We start from the raw sequence: 20,872 nt of genomic DNA on the forward strand, positions 1-20,872 counted from the left end.
GCTCAGCCGCCCACCATGGCAGCGCCGTTGCCAGCGGCCGCCGGACCCTCGCCGAGTGCCAGCAGCCCCTGCGGCAGGGCGCGGGAGGTCTCCGTCAGCAGCAGCAGCCGGAGCGCCACCCGCATCCCGGCGGCGGGCGTCGGGGCGGCGGGGGCGGGCGGCGCCGGCTCGGCCTCCACCAGGCTGTCCCGGGCCTCGGGCGTTGGCGGCACGGGGTCGCCAGGCAGGGCTTCCGCCGGTGGCTCCGCCACGCCTTCCGCCCGGCGCTTCCAGACCTGCAGCGGGTTGAACAGCAGCACGTCGCCGGGCCGCACCTCCATCCGCAGCGCCAGGCCCGGTTCGGCGCAGAGGCTGTCCAGCAGGTCCAGCGCCTGCACCTGGGCGCCCGTCAGCCGCGGGGTCTCCGGCAGGCGCTGCGCCGCCTCGATGGCATCCCGCGCATAGCGCCCGACGAAGGCGCCGGAGGCGGAGGAGAACACCGGCAGGTCGCGCACCTGGCCATCCGGCGTCAGATGCGGCAGCGGGCGGTGCAGGATCTCCAGCGCCGCGCGGTCGCGCTTCATCATCTCATTGTGCACGGTGGCTGCGGCGACCAGCATCGCCGGGTCCACATCCGGCGGCTGCCGCAGCACCAGCAGCGCGACCACATCGGCCGCATCGGCATGGAAGCGCCAGCGCAGCTTGCCGCCGGCCTGGCTGGTCAGGCGCTGCACCGCCCCTTCCGCCCCCGGCAGCGGCCGGCCGAGATGCACGCCGAGCGCCATCAGCAGCGCTTCCTCCGCCAGGTTGGCGTCGCTGCGGCCGAGCGCGAGGCCGCGCAGCAGCACGAAGCCGCGGCCGGTATCGAGCCGCGTGGCGGCGTTGCGCAGCACCGCGCCGAGGCGGGGCAGCGGCGCCTCGGCGGCCGATTCCGGCGGGCGCCCGCCGAGCGCGGCCAGCGCCTGCTCCAGCTCCGCCGCATCCTCGGCACCGACCGGGATCATCCAGTCGGAGGGGCGCAGGTCGGTGGCGCGCCAGGCGGCGGGGCCGGCCTGGGGCACCAGGCGCGGGCGTGGCGCGACCAGCGCGGGGGAGGGGGCGGAGGAGGGGGGGGGCTTGTCGCTCATTGCCGCCACACTACCAGCCCGCGCGCCCGCTGCCACATCTTGCCTTGCCGGCCGCCCTGCCCCCAGGCTGGCGGCAGAGCAGGAGACGCAAGCCGATGGACGCCCCAGCCCCCACCCGCGCGGATTTCGACCCGGCCGGCCTGCCCTTCGACGTGGAGTCGATGCTGGCCGGGCTGCGCGGCTGGGTGGAATGCGAAAGCCCCACCTTCGACGCCGCGGCGGTGAACCGCATGATGGACCTGGCCGGGCGCGACCTGGCGCTGCTGGGCGCGCGGGTGGACCGCATCCCGGGCCGCATGGGCTTCGGCGACTGCGTCCGCGCCCGCTTCCCGCATCCGCTGGGGGAGACGGTGCCGGGCATCCTCATCCTGGCGCATCTGGACACGGTGCACCCCGTCGGCACCCTGGCGAAGCTGCCCTGGCGGCAGGAGGGCGGGACCTGCCGCGGCCCCGGCATCTTCGACATGAAGGGCGGCACCTACCTCGCCATCGACGCCATCCGCCAGATGCACCGCGCCGGCGTGCCGATTCCGCTGCCCGTCACGGTGCTGCTGACCCCGGACGAGGAGGTGGGCAGCCCCTCCACCCGCGACCTGATCGAGGCCGAGGCCAGCCGCGCCCGCTTCGTGCTGGTACCGGAGCCGGCGCGGCCGGATGGCGGGGTGGTGACCGGCCGCTACGCCATCGCCCGCTTCAACCTGCGCACCACCGGCCGGCCCAGCCATGCCGGCGCCACGCTGGGCGAGGGCCGCTCCGCGATCCGGGAGATGTGCCGCCAGGTGCTGGCGATCGAGGCGATGACGACGGAGGACTGCACCTTCTCCGCCGGCGTCATCCGGGGTGGGCAATGGGTGAACTGCGTCGCCACGCATTGCGATGCGGAGGTTCTGTCCATGGCCAAGCGGCAGGCGGACCTCGATGCCGGGGTGGCGCGGATGCTGGCGCTCCAGCCGGCCGCGCCCGATGTGGCGCTGGCGGTGACCCGCGGCGTGACCCGCCCGGTGTGGGAGGCCGATGCCGGCACCATGGCGCTGTATGGGCTGGCACGGCAGGTGGCGCAGGGGCTGGGCTTCGACATCGCGCACCAATCCTCGGGCGGCGGGTCCGACGGCAATTTCACCGGCGCCATGGGCATCCCGACGCTGGATGGCCTCGGCGTGGCCGGCGCCGGGGCGCATACGCTGGACGAGCACATCGCCATCGGCAGCCTTGTGCCGCGGGCGCGGCTGTTCGCGGGGATCCTGGCGCGTCTTTCTTGAGATTGGGCGAGCGTCCCAATTTCTGTTAATCTTCCGCCCAACGGAATGCGGGAGATCGACATGCGGCACCGGATGGCACTGATGGTGGTTATTGGGCTTGGCCTGCCGGGCCTGGCGCTGGCGCAGGGGGCGGCGATCAACGGGCCGAACGCGGCCCAGCTGCATGGGCAGAACTGGAACATGCGCCAGGACCTGTCCTCCGCCACGCCGGCGGATGGCGTGCCGGAGACGCGGACCCAGCGCCTGCGCCGCCAGGCCGCGGAAGCGGCGGCGCGCGAACGGGCGCAGCAGCAGGGCATTCCGCGGCGCTGACCGACCACTGTTCAGCGAGGTGGGGCAGCCGGTTGGGGCGTTCGGCTTGGGAAGCGCGCGCCTGCGCCGGCGCCCTGCCGCCGGCGCCAGATCAAATGTGAAGGCCCGGCAGGTAGGTGGTCTTTCCGCTCTGCTTTTCCTTGACCGCCGTCAGCACCTGCATCCGGTTGCCCGTCGGCACGACGGAACAATGCACCCAACCCGAACTCGGCGCCCCCTGGGTGTAGAATTCGAGGATGAGTTGGTCATGGACCAGATTGGCCTTGATCCATCTGCAGATGTCACCATTGGCGACCCCCGGGACCTCGAAATCCACGGCCTCGCCCTGCATGTGCTGGGACTTCTTCGACCCGCCGATCTTGGCATTCAGGGCCGGTGAGCGGAAGCCGCTGTTGACCGTGACCGGCCGGCCGAATTTCGAGCGCACTTTTTCGAGGATGTAGATGCAGCAGTAGCGAAGCTTCTGGATGGTCTCCGGCGTGACCGGCCAGTTGTCGATGCTCTTGTGCGAAGTGGCCAGCAATTCCGACAGCCGGAAATGCGGCGTAAGCAGGATGTCCGACTTGGTGCGGATGACCTCCGCGAGTGCCCGTTGCGAGTAGTCCACGCCATTGTCTCCGCGGCAGAGCGCCTGCCAAGCCATTGCGATCATGCACAGGAATTGCTGATACCGCAACGAGATCCGTGGCTGGTACGGGGAGCGCGCGGGCACGGAAGTGCCTATACTGCCGCCATGCCGCACATCGCTGTCGCCCGACTCTGGTTCGAGGGGAATTCCTTCTCCCCCACCCCCACCGATGCCGCCGCGCTCCGCTCCCGCGAATGGGTGGCGGGGCCAGCGGCGCTCGAGGCCTATGCCGGCACGGCGACGGAACTGGGCGGGCTTGCGGCCTTCCTCGCGGCGCGGCCGGCCTGGCGCGCCACCATCCTGCGCTGCACTTCCGCCCAGCCTGGCGGCCCGCTGACCCGGGAGGCCTTCGAGGGCTGGCTGGCGGAGGTGGAGCAGGGGCTGCGGGACGGTGCGCCGTGGGACGGCGTCTACCTCTCCCTGCATGGCGCCTGCGTCGCCGCCGATGAACCGGCGGCGGACCTCGCCATCATCCGCCGGGTGCGCGCCCTGGTCGGGCCGGACACGCCGCTGACCGCCAGCTTCGACTTCCACGGCAACATGGCGGCCGAGATCGCCACGCTGCTGGATGGCGCCAGCGTCTACCGCAGCTACCCGCATCTCGACATGGATGCGACGGCGGCCCGCGCCCTGGCGCTGCTGGAACGCCGCATGGCCGGGGAGCGTCTGCACGGCGCCATCGCCAAGCTGCCGCGCGTGCTGCATTCCTTCCACATGCGCTCCGCCGGCGGCCCGATGGCGGAGGTCTGGGCGGTGGCCGCCGCGCTCGAATCGCCGGATGTGCCGGAAGCCGCGCCCTTCGGCGGCTTCTCCTGGGGCGACACGCCGCATGCGGGCCCCAGCGGCATGGCCTGGGCCACCACGCCGGACGCAGCGCGCCAGGCGGCGGCGGCGGTGCGGGACGCCATCGCCACCCGGCTGCCGCGATTCGCGGTGGAACTGCCGGGGCCCGAGGCGGCGCTGGCCACGGCGCTGGCCGCCCCGCCCGGCCTGGTGGCGCTGCTGGACCCGGCGGACAACCCGCTGTCCGGCGGCGTGGCGGATACGCCGGACCTGCTGCGCGTGCTGCTGCAGGCCGGCCCGCCGGTGCCCACCGTCTTCGCCTTCCTGCATGATCCGGACACGGTGGCCGAGGCCGCCGCCGCCGGCCCTGGCGCCAGCCTCGCGGTGCGCCTCGGCGGGCGCTCCACCCCGGCATTCGGTCCGCCGGTTTCGGCGCAGGCGGTGGTCGAGCGGCTGACCGAGGGGCGCTTCACCAATGAAGGTCCGATGGAGCGGGGCGCGCCGGTGGATCTCGGCGCCACCGCCGTGCTCCGGCTTTCACCGACGCTGCGCGTCATCCTGACCAGCCGGAAGGAAGCCGCGGTGGACCCTGGCTTCTTCGCGCTGCACGGCATCGACCTGTCCCGGACCCGGCTGCTGGCCAACAAGGCAAAGAACCACTTCCGGGCGGCCTACGCCGAACGCTGTGCCGCCATCGTCGAATGCGACTGCCCTGGCCCGGCGGCGCTGGACCTGGCGGGGCTGCCCTTCCGGCACGTGCCGGTGTCCTGGCGCGTCAGGATTTAGAATCGTCACCGATTCAGTGCGTTGACCTCACGAATCGCGACGTGACATGAAGGGTTGCGTCGGGGCGAATCGGGGGATGGCATGGCCGTGCAGGTCGGGTTTGCGCGAACCAGCGACTGGGGGCTGGGCTTCGTCGGCCAGGTGACGCTGACGCCCGACACGGCGCTGAATGGCTGGACCCTGTCCTTCGCCGCCGGCTTCACCATCGACAATATCTGGGGCGCCGAACTGGTCAGCCAGTCCGGCGGCATCACGACCCTGCGCAACGCCGGCTGGAACGGCGTGGTGGCGGCGGGCGGCACGCTGGGCTTCGGCTTCACCGCCTCCCCCGGCGGCAGCGTCGCCGATCCCGCCGGCTGGACCCTGGGTGGCCAGGTGGTGGCGCCGCCAGCGCCGCCCCTGGTCTCCGTCGCCGACACCACGGCGTGGGAGGCTGCGGGCGTCGCGCTGTTCCAGGTCAGCCTGTCCCAGGCCAGCGCCACCCCGGTGACGATCCACTACGCGACCGACCCCGGCACCGCCCGCGCCGGGCGCGACTATGCCACCGCCACCGGCAGCCTGACCTTCGCCCCCGGCGAGACCAGCCGCAGCATCGCCATCGCGCTGCTGGACGATTCCCTGCCGGAGGGCAGCGAGGCCTTCTCGCTCCGCCTGACCGAGGCCAGGGGCGCCACGCTGGGGGACGGCGTGGCGGCGGCGGTGATCCAGGATGATGACGGGCCGCGCCTGTCGGTCGGCGACGCCACGGTGGTGGAACGCCATGGCGGACAGGTGAACCTGGTCTTCACCGTCACCCTGTCGGAGGCCGCGGCGCAGAACGTGGTGTTCCGCTACGCGACGGCCGACGGCACCGCCCGCGCGGGCGAGGACTACCTGGCCGCCAGCGGCAGCATGACCATCGCCGCCGGCACCACCAGCCGCACCGTCACCGTGAAGGTGCTGGGCGACCGCGTGACCGAGGCGGACGAGACCCTGTTCCTGCGCCTGAGCGACCCGGTGCGCGGCGTGCTGGCCGATGCGGAGGGCCTCGGCAGCATCCGCAACGACGACCTGCCGCGCCTGCTGATCGCGGATTCGCCGGCGGTGACGGAGGGCGACGCCGGCGCGCATCGCATGGTCGGCGCCCTGTCCACGCGCGGGGCCCAGATCATCGACGCCACCGGCACGGCCGTGCAGATCGCCGCGGTGAACTGGTTCGGCCTGGAGACCACGAGCTTCGCCCCGCATGGCCTGCATCTGCGCAACTGGCAGGAGATGATGGACCAGATGGCGGGGCTCGGCTTCAACGCCATCCGGCTGCCCTTCTCCGCGGAGGCGATCCAGAAGGGCGGCACGCCGTCCGGCATCGACTTCAACCTGAACCCGGATTTGGCGGGGCTCACGCCGATCCAGATCATCGACCGCATCGTGGCGTATGCCGGCGAGATCGGGCTGCGCATCATCCTGGACCACCACCGCAGCAGCGCCGGCAACGGGCCGAACGGCAACGGCCTGTGGCATGAGGGCGAATACACCACGGCGCGCTGGGTGCGGATGTGGGAGGGGCTGGCGGAACGCTATGCCGGCAACCCCACGGTGATCGGCGCCGAGCTGCACAACGAACCGCATGGTGCCAACTGGAAATCCTGGGCCCATGCCGCGGAGATCGCCGGCAACGCGGTGCTGGCGAAGAACCCGGACTGGCTGGTGCTGGTGGAAGGCGTCGGCGAGCACAATGGCGAGCACTACTGGTGGGGCGGGAACCTGATCGGCGCGCGGGACCGGCCGGTGGTGCTCAGCGCGCCGGACAAGCTGGTCTATGCGCCGCACGACTACCCGAACTCGGTCTATCCGCAGCCCTTCTTCTACGCCGCCGACTTCCCCGAGAACCTGCCGGCGATCTTCGACCGCATGTGGGGCTACCTTGCGAAGGAAGGCATCGCCCCGGTGCTGGTCAGCGAGATGGGCAGCCGGCTCTCGGACCCGCGCGACGTCGCCTGGCTGGACAAGCTCGTGGCCTATCTGTCCGGCGACACCGATGCGAATGGGGTGCAGGACCTGGCCGGGCCGGGCCTGTCCTATGCCTGGTGGTCGTGGAACCCCAATTCGGGCGACACCGGCGGGATCCTGGCCGATGACTGGCGCACGGTGCTGCCGGCGAAGATCGCAGCCCTCGACCCCATCCTGCCCGACCCGCCCGGCACGCTGCACCGCGCCACCTTCGACGTGACGCTGACGGCCGCCCCGGCGGAGCCGGTTCTGGTGCACTGGCGCACGGTGCCGGGCAGCGCCGGCGAGGCGGATTTCGTCGCCGCCGCCGGCATCCTGATCTTCGAGCCCGGCGAGACCCGCCGCAGCATCTCCATCGACCTGCTGGCCGATTCGGTGCCGGAGGGCACCGAGTGGTTCAAGGTGGAACTCTCCACCCCGGTGGGCGCCACCATCGCCGATGGCAATGGCATCGCCCGCATCACCGACGACGACTGGATCGTCTGACCGCAGCCGCGCGAAGGCTTCACCTTCCAGCCCCGCGGGCGCCGCGCCGCCGCGCGTGCCGGCTCCGCCGCACCTGCTGCGGCGGCGATTCGGGTCGGCGATTCGGGCTGCAGGCCAAGACGTGTTGCGCCGGGCAGGCGCAGCCGCCCCGGCCTCCGGCCGGGGCAGGCCTTCGGTCCTGTCTATTCCACCCGGGCGCCGGAGCGCTGCACCACCACCGCCCATTTGGCGATCTCCGCCTTCACGAAGGCGTCGAAGGCCTGCGGGCTGGTGCCGCCATCGGCCGTCAGGGCCGGCATCATGCCACCCAGGTCGGCCAGCTTCTTCTGCATGTCGGCATCGCGCAGGATCAGGTTCATCTCGTCGGAGAGGCGCTGGACGATGCGCGCCGGGGTGCGGGCCGGGGCCTGCAGACCGAACCAGGCGGTCGCCTCAACGGCGGGCAGGCCGGCTTCCGCCGTGGTCGGCACCTCCGGCATCGCCGGCGAGCGCTCCTTCGTCGTCACCGCCAGCGGCCGCAGGCGGCCGTCGCGCAGATGGCCGATGACGGAGGGCAGGTTGTCCACCCCCACCTCCACCCGCCCGGCGATGATCTCCTGCAGCATCGGGCCGGCGCCGCGGAAGGGCACATGAGTCATGTCGATGCCGGCCTCAAGCTTCAGCAGCTCCCCGGTCATGTGCAGCGAGGTGCCGGCGCCGGAGGAGCCGTGGTTCAGCACGCCCGGCTGCGCCTTGGCCAGCGCCACCAGCTCCGCCAGCGTGCGGGCGGGGACCTGCGGGTTGACGAAGATCGCGTTCGGCACGCGCATCATCAGCGCCACCGCGGCGAAATCCTCCGGCTTCACCGGCATGCGGGTGCCGTACAGGGCGTAGTTGATGGCGCCGCCGCTGATCGTCTGCATCAGCAGGGTCAGGCCGTCGGGCTCGGCCTTGGCGACCACGTCGCTGCCGATATTGCCACCGGCGCCGGGCCGGTTCTCCACCACCACGGTCTGGCCCAGCCGGCGGCCCAGCGGCTCTGACAGCAGGCGCGCGGCAATGTCCGTGGTGCCGCCCGGCGGGAAGCCGACGACGATGCGGATGGGGCGGGCGGGCGACCAGGCACCCTGGGCCAGGCTCGCCCGCGGCAGCAGGGCGGGGACGGCGAGGCTGGCACCGAGCAGGGTTCGACGGCTGAATGGCATGATAAACATCCTCCTTGCGGCGGGCTTCGGAAACTCTCGTCCCGTTGTGCCGCTTGCACCGCGTTCCTGCCGCGTTTCGGCGCTCACTTGCAAGCGGCGCGATTATTGGCGAGGTCTGGTTGCGAAGAGGTTGCCCCGCGGCGCTGCCGGGGCGCCGCCCCCCCCAGGGACGCGTCTGGCGGGCCGGGCGTGGTCTGCGCGATGGTGGTGGGGAGGGAAGGGTACCGGCACATGGGGTTCCTGCGGCTTTACCTGCGTGTGCTCCGGCTGCTGGGCCCGGATCGCTGGATCGCCTATGGCCTGTGCTTCGCCGCCCTGGCGCTGGCGGGGCTGCAATTCCTGGAACCGGTCCTGTTCGGCCGGGTGATCGACCTGCTGGCGCGATCCGAAAGGCTGGAACAGGCGGCCCTGTGGCAAGAGGCCCTCGCGCTGCTGGTGCTCTGGGGCGCGGTGGGGCTTTCCGCCATCGGCGCCAATGTCGCCGTCGCCCTGCTGTCGGACCGCATGGCGCACCGCAACCGATTGACCGTGATGGCGTGCTACTTCGAGCATGTGCTGTCCCTGCCGCTGTCCTACCACGGGGATACGCAGTCCGGCCGGCTGATGAAGGTGATGCTGGTGGGCGCGGACAACCTGTTCGGCCTTTGGCTGTCCTTCTTCCGTGAGCACCTGACCACCTTCATCGCCGCCGTGGTGCTGCTGCCGCTGACGCTGGCGATGAACTGGCGGCTCGGCCTGCTGCTGATCGCGCTCGTGGTGCTGTTCGCGGTGGTGTCCGCCTGGGTGATCCAGAAGACCGAGGCAGCCCAGGGCGAGGTGGAGACGCTGCAATCGCGCCTGGCGGGCAATGCGCAGGATGCGCTGTCCAATGTGGTGGTGGTGCAGTCCTTCTCCCGCCTGGCGTCGGAGGCGCGGATGTTCGGCGACATCGTGCGCCAGGTGCTGGACCACCAGTTCCCGGTGCTGAACTGGTGGGCGGTGGTGGCGGTGCTGACGCGCGCGGCCTCCACCGTCACCGTCATCGCCATCTTCGTGCTCGGCACGCTGCTGCATGTGCAGGGCCGGGCCTCGGTGGGGGAGATCGTCTCCTTCATGGGCTTCGCCACGCTGCTGATCGGGCGGCTGGAGGGCGCAGTGGGCTTCGTCTCCCGCCTGGTGTTCCAGATGCCGTCGCTCGAGGAATTCTTCGCCGTGCTCGATGCCCGCTCCTCGGTGCCGGAAAAGCCGGACGCCACGGCGCTTGGGCGCGCCACCGGCGCGGTGCGGTTCGAGAACGTGGCCTTCGCCTATCCCGGCGGCCCGCCCATCCTGCGCGATGTGGAGATGGAGGCCGCGCCGGGCCGCACCATCGCGCTGGTCGGCCAGACCGGCGCCGGCAAATCCACCGCGATGGCCCTTCTGCAACGGCTGTGGGACCCGGTGGAAGGCCGCATCACCCTGGACGGGCACGATCTGCGGGACCTGACGCTGGACAGCCTGCGCCGCAATGTCGGCGTGGTATTCCAGGAAAGCCTGCTGTTCAACCGCACCATCCGCGCCAATCTGCTGATCGGCCGCCCCGACGCGACGCAGGAGGATCTGGAGCGCTGCTGCCGGATGGCGGAGGCGCACGACTTCATCATGGCCAAGCCGCAGGGCTACGACACGCTGGTGGGGGAACGCGGCGCGGCGCTGTCCGGCGGCCAGCGCCAGCGCCTGGCCATCGCCCGCGCCCTGCTGAAGGACCCGCCGGTGCTGATCCTGGACGAGGCGACCAGTGCGCTGGATGCGGCGACGGAGGCGCGGGTACAGCGGGCGCTGCGCGCGCTGATGGCCGGCCGAACCACCTTCGTCATCGCGCATCGCCTGTCCACGGTGCGCGATGCGGATGAGATCCTGGTCTTCGAGCAGGGTAGGGTGATGGAGCGCGGCAGCTTTGCCGCGCTGGTCGCGCTGAATGGGCGCTTCGCCGAGCTGGTCAGGACGCAGCTGGCCGGGGCGGAGGGCGCCGCCGCCTGAGGCCCCGCGCCACCGCCACGGGCCATCGGTTGCTGGCCTATGCGCCCTGCGGGTGCCAGACCATGCGCTCCACGCAATGTGCGGCTGTGCCCATGGCGGACCTGCACGCAATCCTTGAATCCTCCCGCTGCATCCTGTCACGATCCTCTTTCGGCCGGGCGCACCCTGGCGCTCCCGGCCGTGTCGGGAGGAAAACAACCATGACCATCGCCATCATCCTGCGCCGCAAGGGCACGGAGGTGATCTCGGTCGCGACCGAGGACACCGTCGGCCAGGCCGCGCAGGTGCTGTCCAACCATCGGATCGGCGCCGCGCTGGTGCGCGATTCCGGTGGCGAGGTGCTCGGCATCGTCAGTGAACGCGACATCGTCCGCGTGCTCGGCGCGCATGGCGCGGAAGCCGTCACCCTGCCGGTGGCGCATCTGATGACCCGCGCCCTGCACACCGTCACGCCGCGCACCCGCATCGCCGCGGCGCTGGCGCTGATGACCGACCGCCGCGTGCGTCACTTGCCGGTGCTGGAGGAGGATGGCAGCCTCGCCGGAATGGTCTCGATCGGCGACCTGGTGAAGGCGCGGATCGAGGAAGCGGTGCACGAGGCGGAGGAGCTTCGGCACTACGTCGAAAGCGCGGGGTGAGACGATGCGGCGTGCGATCCTGGCCACCTGCCTGTCCCTGCTGCCCGCACTTGCGGGCGCACAGACCCTCACGGTCGCCACCGGCGCGCCGCCCACCTCGGTGGACCCGCACTACTACAACGCCGCCCCCAACTTCGCCCTGTCGATGCACATCTTCGACCGGCTGGTGGAACGCGATGCGGAGGTCAAGCCCTACCCGGGCCTGGCCGCGTCGTGGGAGGCGATCGAGCCCACGGTCTGGGAATTCAGGCTGCGCCCCGGCGTCACCTGGCATGACGGCCAGCCCTTCACGGCGGAGGATGTGGCGTTTTCCATCGCCCGGCCGCCGCTGGTGCCGAACAGCCCGGCCAGCTTCAGCCCCTTCGTCCGCGCCATCAAGCGGACCGAGGTGATCGACCCGCTGACGGTGCGCTTCCACACCGCCGCGCCGCACCCGCTGCTGCCGGTGGAACTCGGCTCCATCGCCATCGTCGCCAGGCATGCGGTGGAGGGCCGCGGCACGGAGGATTTCAACGCCGGCCGCGCCGCCATCGGCACCGGCCCCTACCGCATCACCAGCGCGGTGCCGGGCGACCGCTTCGAACTGGCGCGCAACCCCGCCTGGTTCGGCCCGGCGCAGCCCTGGGAACGGGTGACCTACCGCGTCGTCGCCAACGACACCGCCCGCGTCTCCGCCCTGCTGGCCGGCGATGTGGACGTGATCGACCAGGTGCCCTCCACCGACCTCGCCCGGCTGCGCCGCGACAGCCGGGTTTCCATCGCGGAGGTGCAGGGGCTGCGGCTGATCTTCATCGCCTTCGACCGCTCCCGCCGCGGCAACCTGCCGCAGGTGACGGACAATGCCGGCAACCCGCTGCCGACCAATCCCTTCGACGATCTGCGCGTGCGCCGGGCGCTGACCATCGCGGTGAACCGGGAGGCGCTGGTCGACCGGGTGATGGAGGGCGCGGCGGCGCCGGCCGGGCAGTGGATGCCGCGCGGCACCACCACCCATGCGCCGGATGTCCCGGTGCCGGCCTTCGACCCGGAAGCAGCGCGCCGCCTGCTGGCGGAAGCCGGCTATCCGGACGGCTTCCGCATGACGCTGTTCACGCCCAACGACCGCTACCCCAACGATGCCCGCACCGCCCAGGCGGTGGCGCAGATGTGGACGCGGATCGGCGTGCGCACGGCGGTGGAGGCGCTGCCCTGGACCAGCTTCTCCGTACGCTCCTCGCGCCAGGAATTCCCCCTCCGCCTGGCCGGCTGGGGCAGCAGCACCGGGGAGGCCGGCAGCTTCCTCATCAGCGTCATCGGCACCTTCGACCGCCGGGCGCAGCGCGGCGCGGCCAATGCCGCGCGCTATTCCAACCCGGCGCTGGATGCGCTGACCGATCGCGCGGCGACGCTGCTGAAGCTGGAGGACCGCGCCGCCGTGCTGCAGCAGGCGATCCGCCTGGCCACCGACGATGTCGCAATGGTGCCGCTGTTCAACATCGCCAATGCCTGGGCGACGCGCCGTGGCCTGGTGCATGAGCCGCGGATGGATGAACGCACCGTGGCCATGGGCACCCGCCCGGCACCCTGACCGCGGGCGCGCTGCAGCGCGCGGCGCGGCGGGTGCTTGATTCACGTCAAGGACCCGCCGCGGCGCCGGGGCGAGGATGGCGGCACAGCAACGCCAGGAGTCCCGGCATGAACCACCAGCACCGCAAGGTCCTGCACGCCCTGTTCGCGCATCCCGTCAGCGCCAATATCGACCCGAAGCAGGCCTTCCATGTCTTCGAGGAACTGGGCGCGGAGATCGCCACCGGCGGGCATGGCCAGGTGAAGGTGACGCTTGCCGGCCACACGCACGGCTTCCACGACACGCATCACAGCCTGTCGAAGGAGGAGGTGGTGGAGATGCGGAAATTCCTCGCCGCCGCCGGCATCGACCCGGCGCGCGACTACCCGCTGTAGCCCGCCCGCCGCCTGGCCCCGCCCTCGGGGGCTTGCCCGGGTGGCGGTTGGGGGTGATGCTTCGGCCACGGAGACCAACATCCGAGGGACAGCTTCACCATGATCGACCGCCGCCACCTCCTCGCCGCCACGGGTGCCGCCCTGGCGCTGCCGGCGCTTTCGCGCGGCGCCGCCGCGCAGACCCGCTGGCAGATGGCGACCCCCTACGCCGACGGCAATTTCCACACCCGCAACATCCGCCAGATGCTGACGGACATCGAGGGTGCGACCGGCGGCCGCCTGTCCATCCAGCTGCATTCCAACGGCGCGCTGCTGCCGATGCCGCAGATCAAGCGCGGCGTGCAGACCGGCCAGGTGCAGGCCGGTGAGATCCTGCTGACCGCCTATTCGAACGAGGACGTGTTCTTCGACGCGGATGCGATCCCTCAGCTGGTCACCAACTACCCGCAGGCGAAGAAGCTGGCCGACCTGCAGAAGCCCTATATCGAGACGCGCCTGGCGCGGCAGGGGCTGACGCTGCTCTACATGGTGCCGTGGCCCCCCGCCGGGCTCTATGCGCAGCAGCCCATCACCACGATCGAGGGCCTGCGCGGCCTGCGCTTCCGCACCTTCAGCCCGGCCACCAACCGCTTCGCCGCCCTCGTCGGCGCGCAGCCCACGCTGGTGCAGTCGGCCGAACTGGCCCAGGCTTTCGCCACCGGCGTGGTGCAGGCGCAGATCACCTCCGCCGCCACCGGCGTCGACACCGCGGCCTGGGACTACGCCAAGGTCTTCACGCCGCTCGGCTTCTCCATGACCAAGAACGCCGTGCTGGTTTCCCGCCGCGCGCTGGACGCGCTTTCCGCGGCCGACCAGGCGGCGATTCGTGCGGCGGCCGCGGCGGCCGAGACGCGCGGCTATGCGATGAGCGCGGAGGCGCAGCGCACCACGGAAGCCACGCTTGGAACCCGCGGCATGCAGATTCTGCCGCCGACGCCGGAATTCCTGGCCGGCCTCGGCCGCATCAGCCAGACCATGACGCAGGAATGGGTGGGCCGCGCCGGCGCCGACGGCGCCAAGCTGATCGCCGACTACAAGGCCTGACCCGCACGGCCCCTTTCCCCCTCCGGGGCAAGGGGCCGGCACGCTGCGGTGCAACAACCCCTTGCACCGCAGCGCCTTTCGCCGCGATGATCCGTGGCAGAAAAACATTCACGAGACAGGGGCTTCCAGCATGATCCTATCCCGCCGCGGGCTGCTTGCGGCCAGCCTTGCCATGCCTGCCGCCGCCCAGGCCCAGGCCACGCGCTGGCAGTTCGCCACCCCCTATCCGGACGGCAACTTCCACACCCGCAACATCCGCGCGTTCATCCAGGCGGTGGAAGCGGCCTCCGACGGCCGGCTCGGCATCACGCTGCACGGCAATGGCAGCCTGCTGCCGCTGCCGCAGATCAAGCGCGGCGTGCAGACCGGCCAGGTGCAACTGGGCGAGATCCTGATCTCGGCCTACGGCAATGAGGATCCGCTGCTGGAAGTGGACAGCATCCCGCAGCTCGTCACCTCCTACCCCGAGGCGAGGAAGCTGGCCGACCTGACGCGGCCGATGCTGGAGGCGCGGCTGGCACGCCAGGGGCTCTCGCTGCTCTACACCGTGCCCTGGCCGCCTTCCGGCTTCTACACCAACACCCCGGTGGAGACGCTGGAGGCGCTGCGCGGCACGCGGATGCGCACCTTCAACGTGATGACCAACCGCTTCGCCACCCTGATCGGCGCCACGCCCACCCTGGTGCAGGCGGCCGAGATTCCGCAGGCCTTCGCCACCGGCGTGGTCAACGCCATGGTCACCTCCGCCGCCACCGGCGTGGACAGCGCGGCCTGGGACTATGCGAAGTTCTTCACGCCGATCGGCTTCACCTGGACGAAGAATGCGGTCTTCGTGAACCGCCGGGCGCTGGAGGCGCTGCCCGCCGACCTGCAGGCGAAGGTGCGCGAAGCCGCCGCGGCGGCCGAGACTCGCGGCTGGGCGATGAGCGCGCAGGCGCAGCAATCGGCGCAGGCGACGCTGGCCGCCCGCGGCATGACGGTGGCCACCGCCAGCCCGGCGCTGATGCAGGGGATGGCGCGCATCGGCGCCGCGATGGCCGCGGAATGGGTCGGCCGCGCCGGCGCCGATGGCCAGCGCGTGCTCGATGGCCTGAAGGCGGCCGGCTGAGATGGCGGCGCTGCGGCGGGGGCTCGACCTGCTCTATCTCGCCGGCGGCATCGCCGGCGGCCTGGCGCTGGCCGGCATCGGCATCATCATCGCGCTGCAGGTCATCGGCCGGCAGTTCGGGCTTTCGCTGGACGGCGCCGACGACCTGACGGCCTTCGCCGTCGCGGGCTCGGCCCTGCTGCCGCTGGCCTATGCCTTCCGCCACGGCGCGCATATCCGCGTCGACCTCATCATCGGCCATCTCCACGGCCCGGCGCGCTTCGCGATGGAAACGGTGGCGCTGGTGCTGGGCACCGGGCTCTGCCTGTTCCTGGCCTATGCGGTGGCCGACCTCGCGCATGACAGCTGGATGTTCGAGGACGTGGCCCAGGGCACGGTGCCCTGGCTGCTGTGGATCCCGCAGGCGGCCTGTGCCGCGGGCTGCACGCTGTTCGCCCTGGCGCTGCTGGACGATCTGGTGGTGCACCTGGCCGGCGGCACGCCGTCCTACCGCCTCGCTGCCGAGAAATCCGCCATCGAGCGCGCCGGGGAGGAGCTCTGACCATGGATCTCGCACAGACCGAAGCCGGGGTGCTGCTGCTCGGCGCACTGTTCCTGATCCTCGGCCTCGGCGTCTGGATCGGCATGGGGCTGCTGGCCACCGGGCTGGTGGGCGTGGTGGCGCTGCCCATGCTGATGGCCGGCATGGCGTCCTTCCCGGCCGAGAAGGTGCTGGGCTCCGCCGTCTGGGGCTCGCTCGCCAGCTGGACGCTGGCGGCGCTGCCGCTGTTCATCTGGATGGGGGAGATCCTGTTCCGCACCCGGCTGTCGGACGATATGTTCCGCGGCCTGGCGCCCTGGGTGCAGTGGCTGCCCGGGCGGCTGATGCATGTGAACGTGATCGGCTGCGGCATCTTCGCCGCGGTGTCCGGCAGTTCGGCCGCCACGGCGGCCACCATCGGCAAGATGTCGCTGCCGGCGCTCACCAGCCGCGGCTACCATCAGCCGCTGGCCATCGGCTCGCTGGCTGGCGCCGGCACGCTGGGCCTGCTGATCCCGCCCTCCATCGTGATGATCGTCTATGGCGTGGCGGCGGAGGTTTCCATCGTCCGGCTGTTCATCGCGGGGCTGGTGCCCGGGCTGCTGCTGATGGGGCTGTTTTCCGGCTACATCGCCATCTGGTCGCTGCTGAACCCGAAGCTGGTGCCGCCGGCCGATCCGCCCATGCCGTTCAAGGACAAGCTGCGCGCCAGCGGGCAGCTGTTCCCGGTGCTGCTGCTGATCGGCTTCGTCATGGGCAGCATCTATTTCGGCTGGGCGACGGCGACGGAAGCCGCGGCCTTCGGCGTGGCCGGGGCGCTGGCGCTGTCCGCCTGGGGCGGCACGCTGAACCGCGCCTCCTTCGCCGCCAGCCTGATGGGGGCGGTGCGGCTGTCCTGCATGATCAACCTGATCCTGGCGGGGGCTGCCTTCCTGACCAAGGCCATGGCCTATTCCGGCATCCCGGCGGCGATGGCCACCTGGGTGGGCAGCCAGGGCTTCAGCCCCTTCACCATCATCGCGCTGCTCACCATCATCTACCTGGTGCTCGGCTGCTTCATCGACGGCATCAGCATGATCGTGCTGACCGCCTCCGTCGTGCTGCCGATCATCGCGCAGACCGGCTTCGACCTGATCTGGTTCGGCATCTTCATCGTGCTGGTGGTGGAGCTGGCGCAGATCACGCCGCCGGTCGGCTTCAACCTGTTCGTGCTGCAGGGGCTGACGGGGAAGGGAATGATGACGGTGGCGGCGCACACCATGCCCTTCTTCGGGCTGCTGCTGGTGGCCGTGGCGCTGGTGACGCTGTTCCCGGGCCTGGTGACCTTCCTGCCCAACACGATGATGGGCGGCTGAACGCAAAGGCGCCGCCACCCGGGTGGCGGCGCCAGTCGGGTCGCCCCGCGGCCGGGCGCCGCGGGGGTGGCCCGGATCAGTTGGTGGAGCTGCTCGGGCTGGCGGCGGCGCCACCGCCGGGGCTGTCGTTGTTGCTGCCGGCGCCCGGCTGGTTTGCCCGGTCGGTCCCCGCGCCCTCGCTCGTCGGGCGGTTGCCCGGCATCCCGTCATTGGCGCCCATGCCGCCGCCGGAGGTGCCGCCCATGCTGCCCTGGTTCGCCCCGGTGCTGCGCATGCTGTCCATGGACTGCCTGCCGCCCTGGTTGCCGCTGCCGGTCAGGCTGGCCATGCTGCTGCGATCAAGCTGGCCGGTCGCCGCCATGTTGTTGGCGCGCTGGTACTCGCGCATGGCGCTGCGGGAGCGCGGGCCCCAGATGCCGTCCACCGGGCCGGCATTGAAGCCCTGCTGGTTCAGCGCGCGCTGCGCCTCGCTCACCCGCTCGGACCGGCCGCTGCGATAGCTGCCGCGGTCGGCGGATCGCTCGTTCACCCCGGGGACGCGGGCATTCGGGTTGTCCCAGACCGGTCGGCCGAGGTTCACGTCGCGCGGCTCCGTCACCGCGCCGGTTACCGCACCGGCGCCGCCGCCGATCGCAGCCCCCGCGAGCGCCCCGACCGGCCCGCCCAGCGCACCGACGCCGGCCCCCGTCGCCGCCCCGGCGGCCGCACCGCCGGACACCCGTTCCTGCGGGTCGGTACCGCAGGCGGCAATCATCAGGCTGAGCGCCGCGGCGCCCATCAGGCGTGTCTTCACGTTCATGATCTTCGTTCCCTTCGCCGATGCCGCCCGTCCTGCGTCCCGCCTCGTGCGGTCCTGTCCGGAGTGGCCGATGGGCGAGGGAACGCCGCAGGTGACGGTGTGGTTGCAACCGCGCGTCACGATCCGGGCCCGGGCCGGCGCGCTCAGGCCGGATCGATGGCCCCGGCACCGGTCAGCGCGGCCAGCCGCGCGGCAATGGCGGCTTCCGCCGAAGCCTCCAGCCCCAGCAGGCGCACCACCCCGGCGGCCAGCTCCGCCTCCGTGGTGCCGGGCAGGGCTGCTAGAAGCGCCTTGGCCGCGGCTTCCACCTCCTCCGGCGGCAGGGCGGTGGCACGGCGGAGATGCGCCGCGGCGGCGCGGCGGTCGCGCGGGAGCACCGGGCCGGCGCCCTCCGCCCGCCAGAAGCCGCCGGCCTCCGCCACGCCTTCCAGCCGCGTCGCCAGGCGCAGCGCCTGGCCCAGCGCGGCGCGGTCGGCGGCCGAGAGCGTCGGCTGGCCCCACAGCAGGCGGGCGCGTTCCAGCACCGAATCGGTGGCCGCCGGATGCTCCACGCGGATGATGGCGGCGAGAATCCCGGCCAGGCGCGCGAAGCCGGCCTCCGCCATCGGCGTTCCCGCCGGCACCGCCGGCGCGGCCTCCGCATAGGGAATGGCGAGGCCGGGATCGGCGGCGGCGGCGGGCGCGGCCTCGGCCTCGGCCGGCGCCAGGCCGAGCGCGGCGCGCAGCCGGGCGCGCTCGGCCCCGGGCTGCTGCAGCCAGGCCAGGCCCCAGGCGCGGTGCAGCGACCAGCCCATGCGGGCCAGCGCCGCCGGGCGGCCGCTGTCACGGTCCCGGGCGCCGCGCAGCGCCGCCCAATCCGCGCCATCGGCCTCCACGCCCAGCACGAAATCGGCCTCCCGCCGCGCCGCGACATCCAGGAACAGCCCGGCGCTGCCCACCCGTCCCACCGGTTCCAGCCCGGCGGCGATGATCTCCGCCGCGATGACGCGCGGCAGCGGTGCCTCCACCGCCCCCGCCTGCACCGCGCGCAGGGCGCCACCCCCGGCCTGCTGGAGGAAGCGGCGCAGGGCGGCGACGCCGGGGCCGGCGGCGCGCTCCAGGTCGATATCCTCGGGCAGCAGCGCGGTGAAGACGCGGCAGCAGGTCCGGGCGCGGGTGATCAGCACGTTCAGCCGCCGCTCCCCGCCCTCGGCCGAGAGGGGGCCGAAGCGCATGGCCAGCCTGCCATCGGCGCCGGGCGCGTAGCCGACGCTGATCAGGATGGTGTCGCGCTCGTCGCCCTGCACATTCTCCAGGTTCTTGACGAAGAAGGGCTCGTGCGGGTGTGCGGCGAAGAAGGCCTCGCCGGCCGGATCGGCGCGGCGCAGCGCCTCCAGCGCGTCCAGGATGGCGTCGCGCTGGCGCAGCGAGAAGGCGGCGACGCCCAGCGTCTCCCCCGGGCTGTCCTTGGCGTGTTGCAGCACGGCTTCCGCCACCGCCTGCGCCTCCGCCCGGTTCACGCCGGCACCGGCCTCCCACCGCCCGGCCACCGGCACCAGGGAAAGCCCCAGGCGTTCCGACCGCGCGCGCGGGGAGGGCAGGACCACCAGCCGCCCGCCATAGAATTCGGCGTTGCTGGTGGCGATCAGGCTTTCGTGCCGGCTGCGGTAGTGCCAGCGCAGCATCACGTTGGGCACGCCGCGCGCATTGGCCAGGCCGAGGATGCTCTCCACCTCCCGCGCCGCCACGGGGGTGTCGGGCGGTGCGTCGTCCTCGGCCGCCTCCGGCTCCTCCGAGGTCATGCGCTGGAAGAAGCGGGTGGGTGGCATCTGCCGGTCGTCGCCCACCACCACCATCTGGCCGCAGCGCGCGATGGCGCCCAGCGCATCCACCGGCTCGATCTGCGACGCCTCGTCCATCACCAGCAGGTCGAAGGAAAGCCCCGGGCGCAGCCCATGCGGCGGCGCCAGGAACTGCGCGACGGAAAGCGGCGACATCAGGAAGACCGGCTTGGCCGCCTGCACCGCCGGGCCGGCGCGCAGCAGGATCTCCCGCACCGGCAGGTGGCCGCGCTTCTTCTCGAACTCGCCGCGCAGCAGGCGGAAGCCGGCCAGGCCGCGCGCCCGTTCCAGGCCGGCGGCGTGCGCCGCGCGGGCCTCGGCGCGGGCCAGGGCGATGCGATCCCGGTCGGCGTCGCGGAATTCCGCCACCAGCCGGTCGAAGCCTGCGCCCTCGAAGGTCGCGAGTTCCGGCCGCGCGCGCATGGCGGCCTTCAGCAGCGCCTCGGCCAGCGCATCCTCCAGGGCCTCGGCCGCGGCTTCCGGCGCCAGCCTGTCCCCGGCGAGCGGCGCGGCCAGCGGCGCCAGCCTCTCCCCGGCCAGGGCCAAAGCGCGGCGCCAGGCAAGCCAGGCGGGCAGGGCCGCCGGCTGCGCCGCCCAATCGCCCAGGCGTGCTGCCAGCTCGGCCAGCGGCGGGTCGGGGATGCCGAATCCAGCCATGGGGTCGAGCGCGGTGGCCGCCGCCAGTTCGGCCCAGGCGGCCAGGGCGGCCTCCACCGGCGCGGGGTCCAGCGGCGGCAAGGGCAGGGCCAGCGCGGCCGCGGCTTCCGCGTCATGCCGTTCCCGCCAGGTGACCAGCGCCGCCATGGCGGGCGCCTCGCGCCACAATGTGCCGAAGAGGGCCCGGCCGGCGGAGGCGGCGAGCCGGGCTTCCGCCTGCTGCGCGGCGAGCGCGATGTCGAGCGCCGCCAGCGGTTCCGCGCCTTCCGCCACCGCCTGCGCCGCCAGCGCCTTGGCCTGCCGGCGGGCCGAGGACAGGAAGCCGAAGACGCCGCCGGGTTCCGCCAGCACGGCGCGCGCCTCGGCCAGGCCGGGCAGGGCCAGCGCGCCGGGCCGGAGCCGCGCATCGCCGGCCGCCGC

17 protein-coding genes are annotated in these 20,872 nt (G+C 72.4%); 12 read left to right on the forward strand and 5 right to left on the reverse strand.

Features of this window, described 5'->3' with window-relative positions:
• Positions 1 to 2: 2 nt before the first annotated feature.
• On the reverse strand, positions 3 to 1,106 hold the full coding sequence (locus HEQ75_RS07445) for a TauD/TfdA family dioxygenase (RefSeq protein WP_168028816.1): 1,104 nt from the start codon (positions 1,104 to 1,106) through the stop codon (positions 3 to 5).
• Between the two features lie 95 nt (positions 1,107 to 1,201).
• Between HEQ75_RS07445 and HEQ75_RS07450 the strand changes: the two genes are divergently transcribed.
• Both HEQ75_RS07450 and HEQ75_RS07455 read left to right on the forward strand, forming a co-directional pair.
• Positions 1,202 to 2,365: a M20/M25/M40 family metallo-hydrolase gene (locus HEQ75_RS07450; protein ID WP_168028818.1), complete on the forward strand. Its 1,164-nt coding sequence runs from the start codon at positions 1,202 to 1,204 to the stop codon at positions 2,363 to 2,365.
• Positions 2,366 to 2,410: 45 nt separating this feature from the next.
• Positions 2,411 to 2,677 (forward strand): hypothetical protein, encoded by a 267-nt coding sequence (locus tag HEQ75_RS07455; RefSeq protein ID WP_168028820.1) that lies wholly within the window; start codon positions 2,411 to 2,413, stop codon positions 2,675 to 2,677.
• Between the two features lie 91 nt (positions 2,678 to 2,768).
• Here HEQ75_RS07455 and HEQ75_RS07460 read toward each other — a convergent pair whose 3' ends face one another.
• Positions 2,769 to 3,329: a D-Ala-D-Ala carboxypeptidase family metallohydrolase gene (locus HEQ75_RS07460; RefSeq protein ID WP_209318398.1), complete on the reverse strand. Its 561-nt coding sequence runs from the start codon at positions 3,327 to 3,329 to the stop codon at positions 2,769 to 2,771.
• A gap of 81 nt (positions 3,330 to 3,410) precedes the next feature.
• Between HEQ75_RS07460 and HEQ75_RS07465 the strand changes: the two genes are divergently transcribed.
• A complete protein-coding gene (locus HEQ75_RS07465) occupies positions 3,411 to 4,874 on the forward strand; it encodes a M81 family metallopeptidase (protein WP_168028822.1) in 1,464 nt (487 codons plus the stop codon).
• Positions 4,875 to 4,955: 81 nt separating this feature from the next.
• A complete protein-coding gene (locus tag HEQ75_RS07470; RefSeq protein WP_168028824.1) occupies positions 4,956 to 7,349 on the forward strand; it encodes a Calx-beta domain-containing protein in 2,394 nt (797 codons plus the stop codon).
• Between the two features lie 182 nt (positions 7,350 to 7,531).
• On the opposite strand, the gene HEQ75_RS07475 is transcribed toward HEQ75_RS07470, so the two are convergent.
• Positions 7,532 to 8,533, reverse strand: a complete 1,002-nt coding sequence (locus HEQ75_RS07475) for a Bug family tripartite tricarboxylate transporter substrate binding protein (RefSeq protein ID WP_168028826.1) — start codon at positions 8,531 to 8,533, stop codon at positions 7,532 to 7,534.
• A gap of 231 nt (positions 8,534 to 8,764) precedes the next feature.
• On the opposite strand from HEQ75_RS07475, the gene HEQ75_RS07480 reads away from it, so the two are divergent.
• The 8 genes from HEQ75_RS07480 (at position 8,765) to HEQ75_RS07515 (ending at position 17,176) form a co-directional block, all read left to right on the forward strand.
• Positions 8,765 to 10,531 carry a glucan ABC transporter ATP-binding protein/ permease gene (locus tag HEQ75_RS07480; RefSeq protein ID WP_168028828.1) on the forward strand — a complete coding sequence of 589 codons (1,767 nt, stop codon included), beginning with the start codon at positions 8,765 to 8,767 and terminating at the stop codon, positions 10,529 to 10,531.
• Between the two features lie 200 nt (positions 10,532 to 10,731).
• Positions 10,732 to 11,169, forward strand: coding sequence for a CBS domain-containing protein (locus HEQ75_RS07485; protein WP_168028832.1), 438 nt, complete (start codon positions 10,732 to 10,734; stop codon positions 11,167 to 11,169).
• A 4-nt stretch (positions 11,170 to 11,173) separates the two neighbouring features.
• A complete protein-coding gene (locus HEQ75_RS07490; protein WP_168028835.1) occupies positions 11,174 to 12,736 on the forward strand; it encodes an ABC transporter substrate-binding protein in 1,563 nt (520 codons plus the stop codon).
• Between the two features lie 107 nt (positions 12,737 to 12,843).
• Entirely contained in the window at positions 12,844 to 13,110 is a 267-nt protein-coding gene (locus tag HEQ75_RS07495; RefSeq protein ID WP_168028837.1) for a hypothetical protein, read from the forward strand.
• A 99-nt stretch (positions 13,111 to 13,209) separates the two neighbouring features.
• Positions 13,210 to 14,193 (forward strand): TRAP transporter substrate-binding protein, encoded by a 984-nt coding sequence (locus tag HEQ75_RS07500; protein WP_168028839.1) that lies wholly within the window; start codon positions 13,210 to 13,212, stop codon positions 14,191 to 14,193.
• Between the two features lie 130 nt (positions 14,194 to 14,323).
• A complete protein-coding gene (locus tag HEQ75_RS07505; RefSeq protein ID WP_168028841.1) occupies positions 14,324 to 15,301 on the forward strand; it encodes a TRAP transporter substrate-binding protein in 978 nt (325 codons plus the stop codon).
• Position 15,302: 1 nt separating this feature from the next.
• Complete coding sequence (locus HEQ75_RS07510) at positions 15,303 to 15,842, forward strand: TRAP transporter small permease (protein ID WP_168028843.1); 540 nt, start codon at positions 15,303 to 15,305, stop codon at positions 15,840 to 15,842.
• A gap of 2 nt (positions 15,843 to 15,844) precedes the next feature.
• Positions 15,845 to 17,176, forward strand: a complete 1,332-nt coding sequence (locus tag HEQ75_RS07515) for a TRAP transporter large permease (RefSeq protein WP_168028845.1) — start codon at positions 15,845 to 15,847, stop codon at positions 17,174 to 17,176.
• 76 nt (positions 17,177 to 17,252) lie between these two features.
• On the opposite strand, the gene HEQ75_RS28135 is transcribed toward HEQ75_RS07515, so the two are convergent.
• Complete coding sequence (locus tag HEQ75_RS28135; protein ID WP_168028848.1) at positions 17,253 to 17,975, reverse strand: peptidoglycan-binding domain-containing protein; 723 nt, start codon at positions 17,973 to 17,975, stop codon at positions 17,253 to 17,255.
• 143 nt (positions 17,976 to 18,118) lie between these two features.
• Positions 18,119 to 20,872 (reverse strand): AAA domain-containing protein (locus tag HEQ75_RS07525; protein WP_235961373.1); only part of this gene is annotated, 2,754 nt, incomplete at its 5' end.

The organism is Falsiroseomonas selenitidurans (genome assembly GCF_012103215.1).
In the GTDB taxonomy this organism is placed as follows: domain Bacteria; phylum Pseudomonadota; class Alphaproteobacteria; order Acetobacterales; family Acetobacteraceae; genus Falsiroseomonas; species Falsiroseomonas selenitidurans.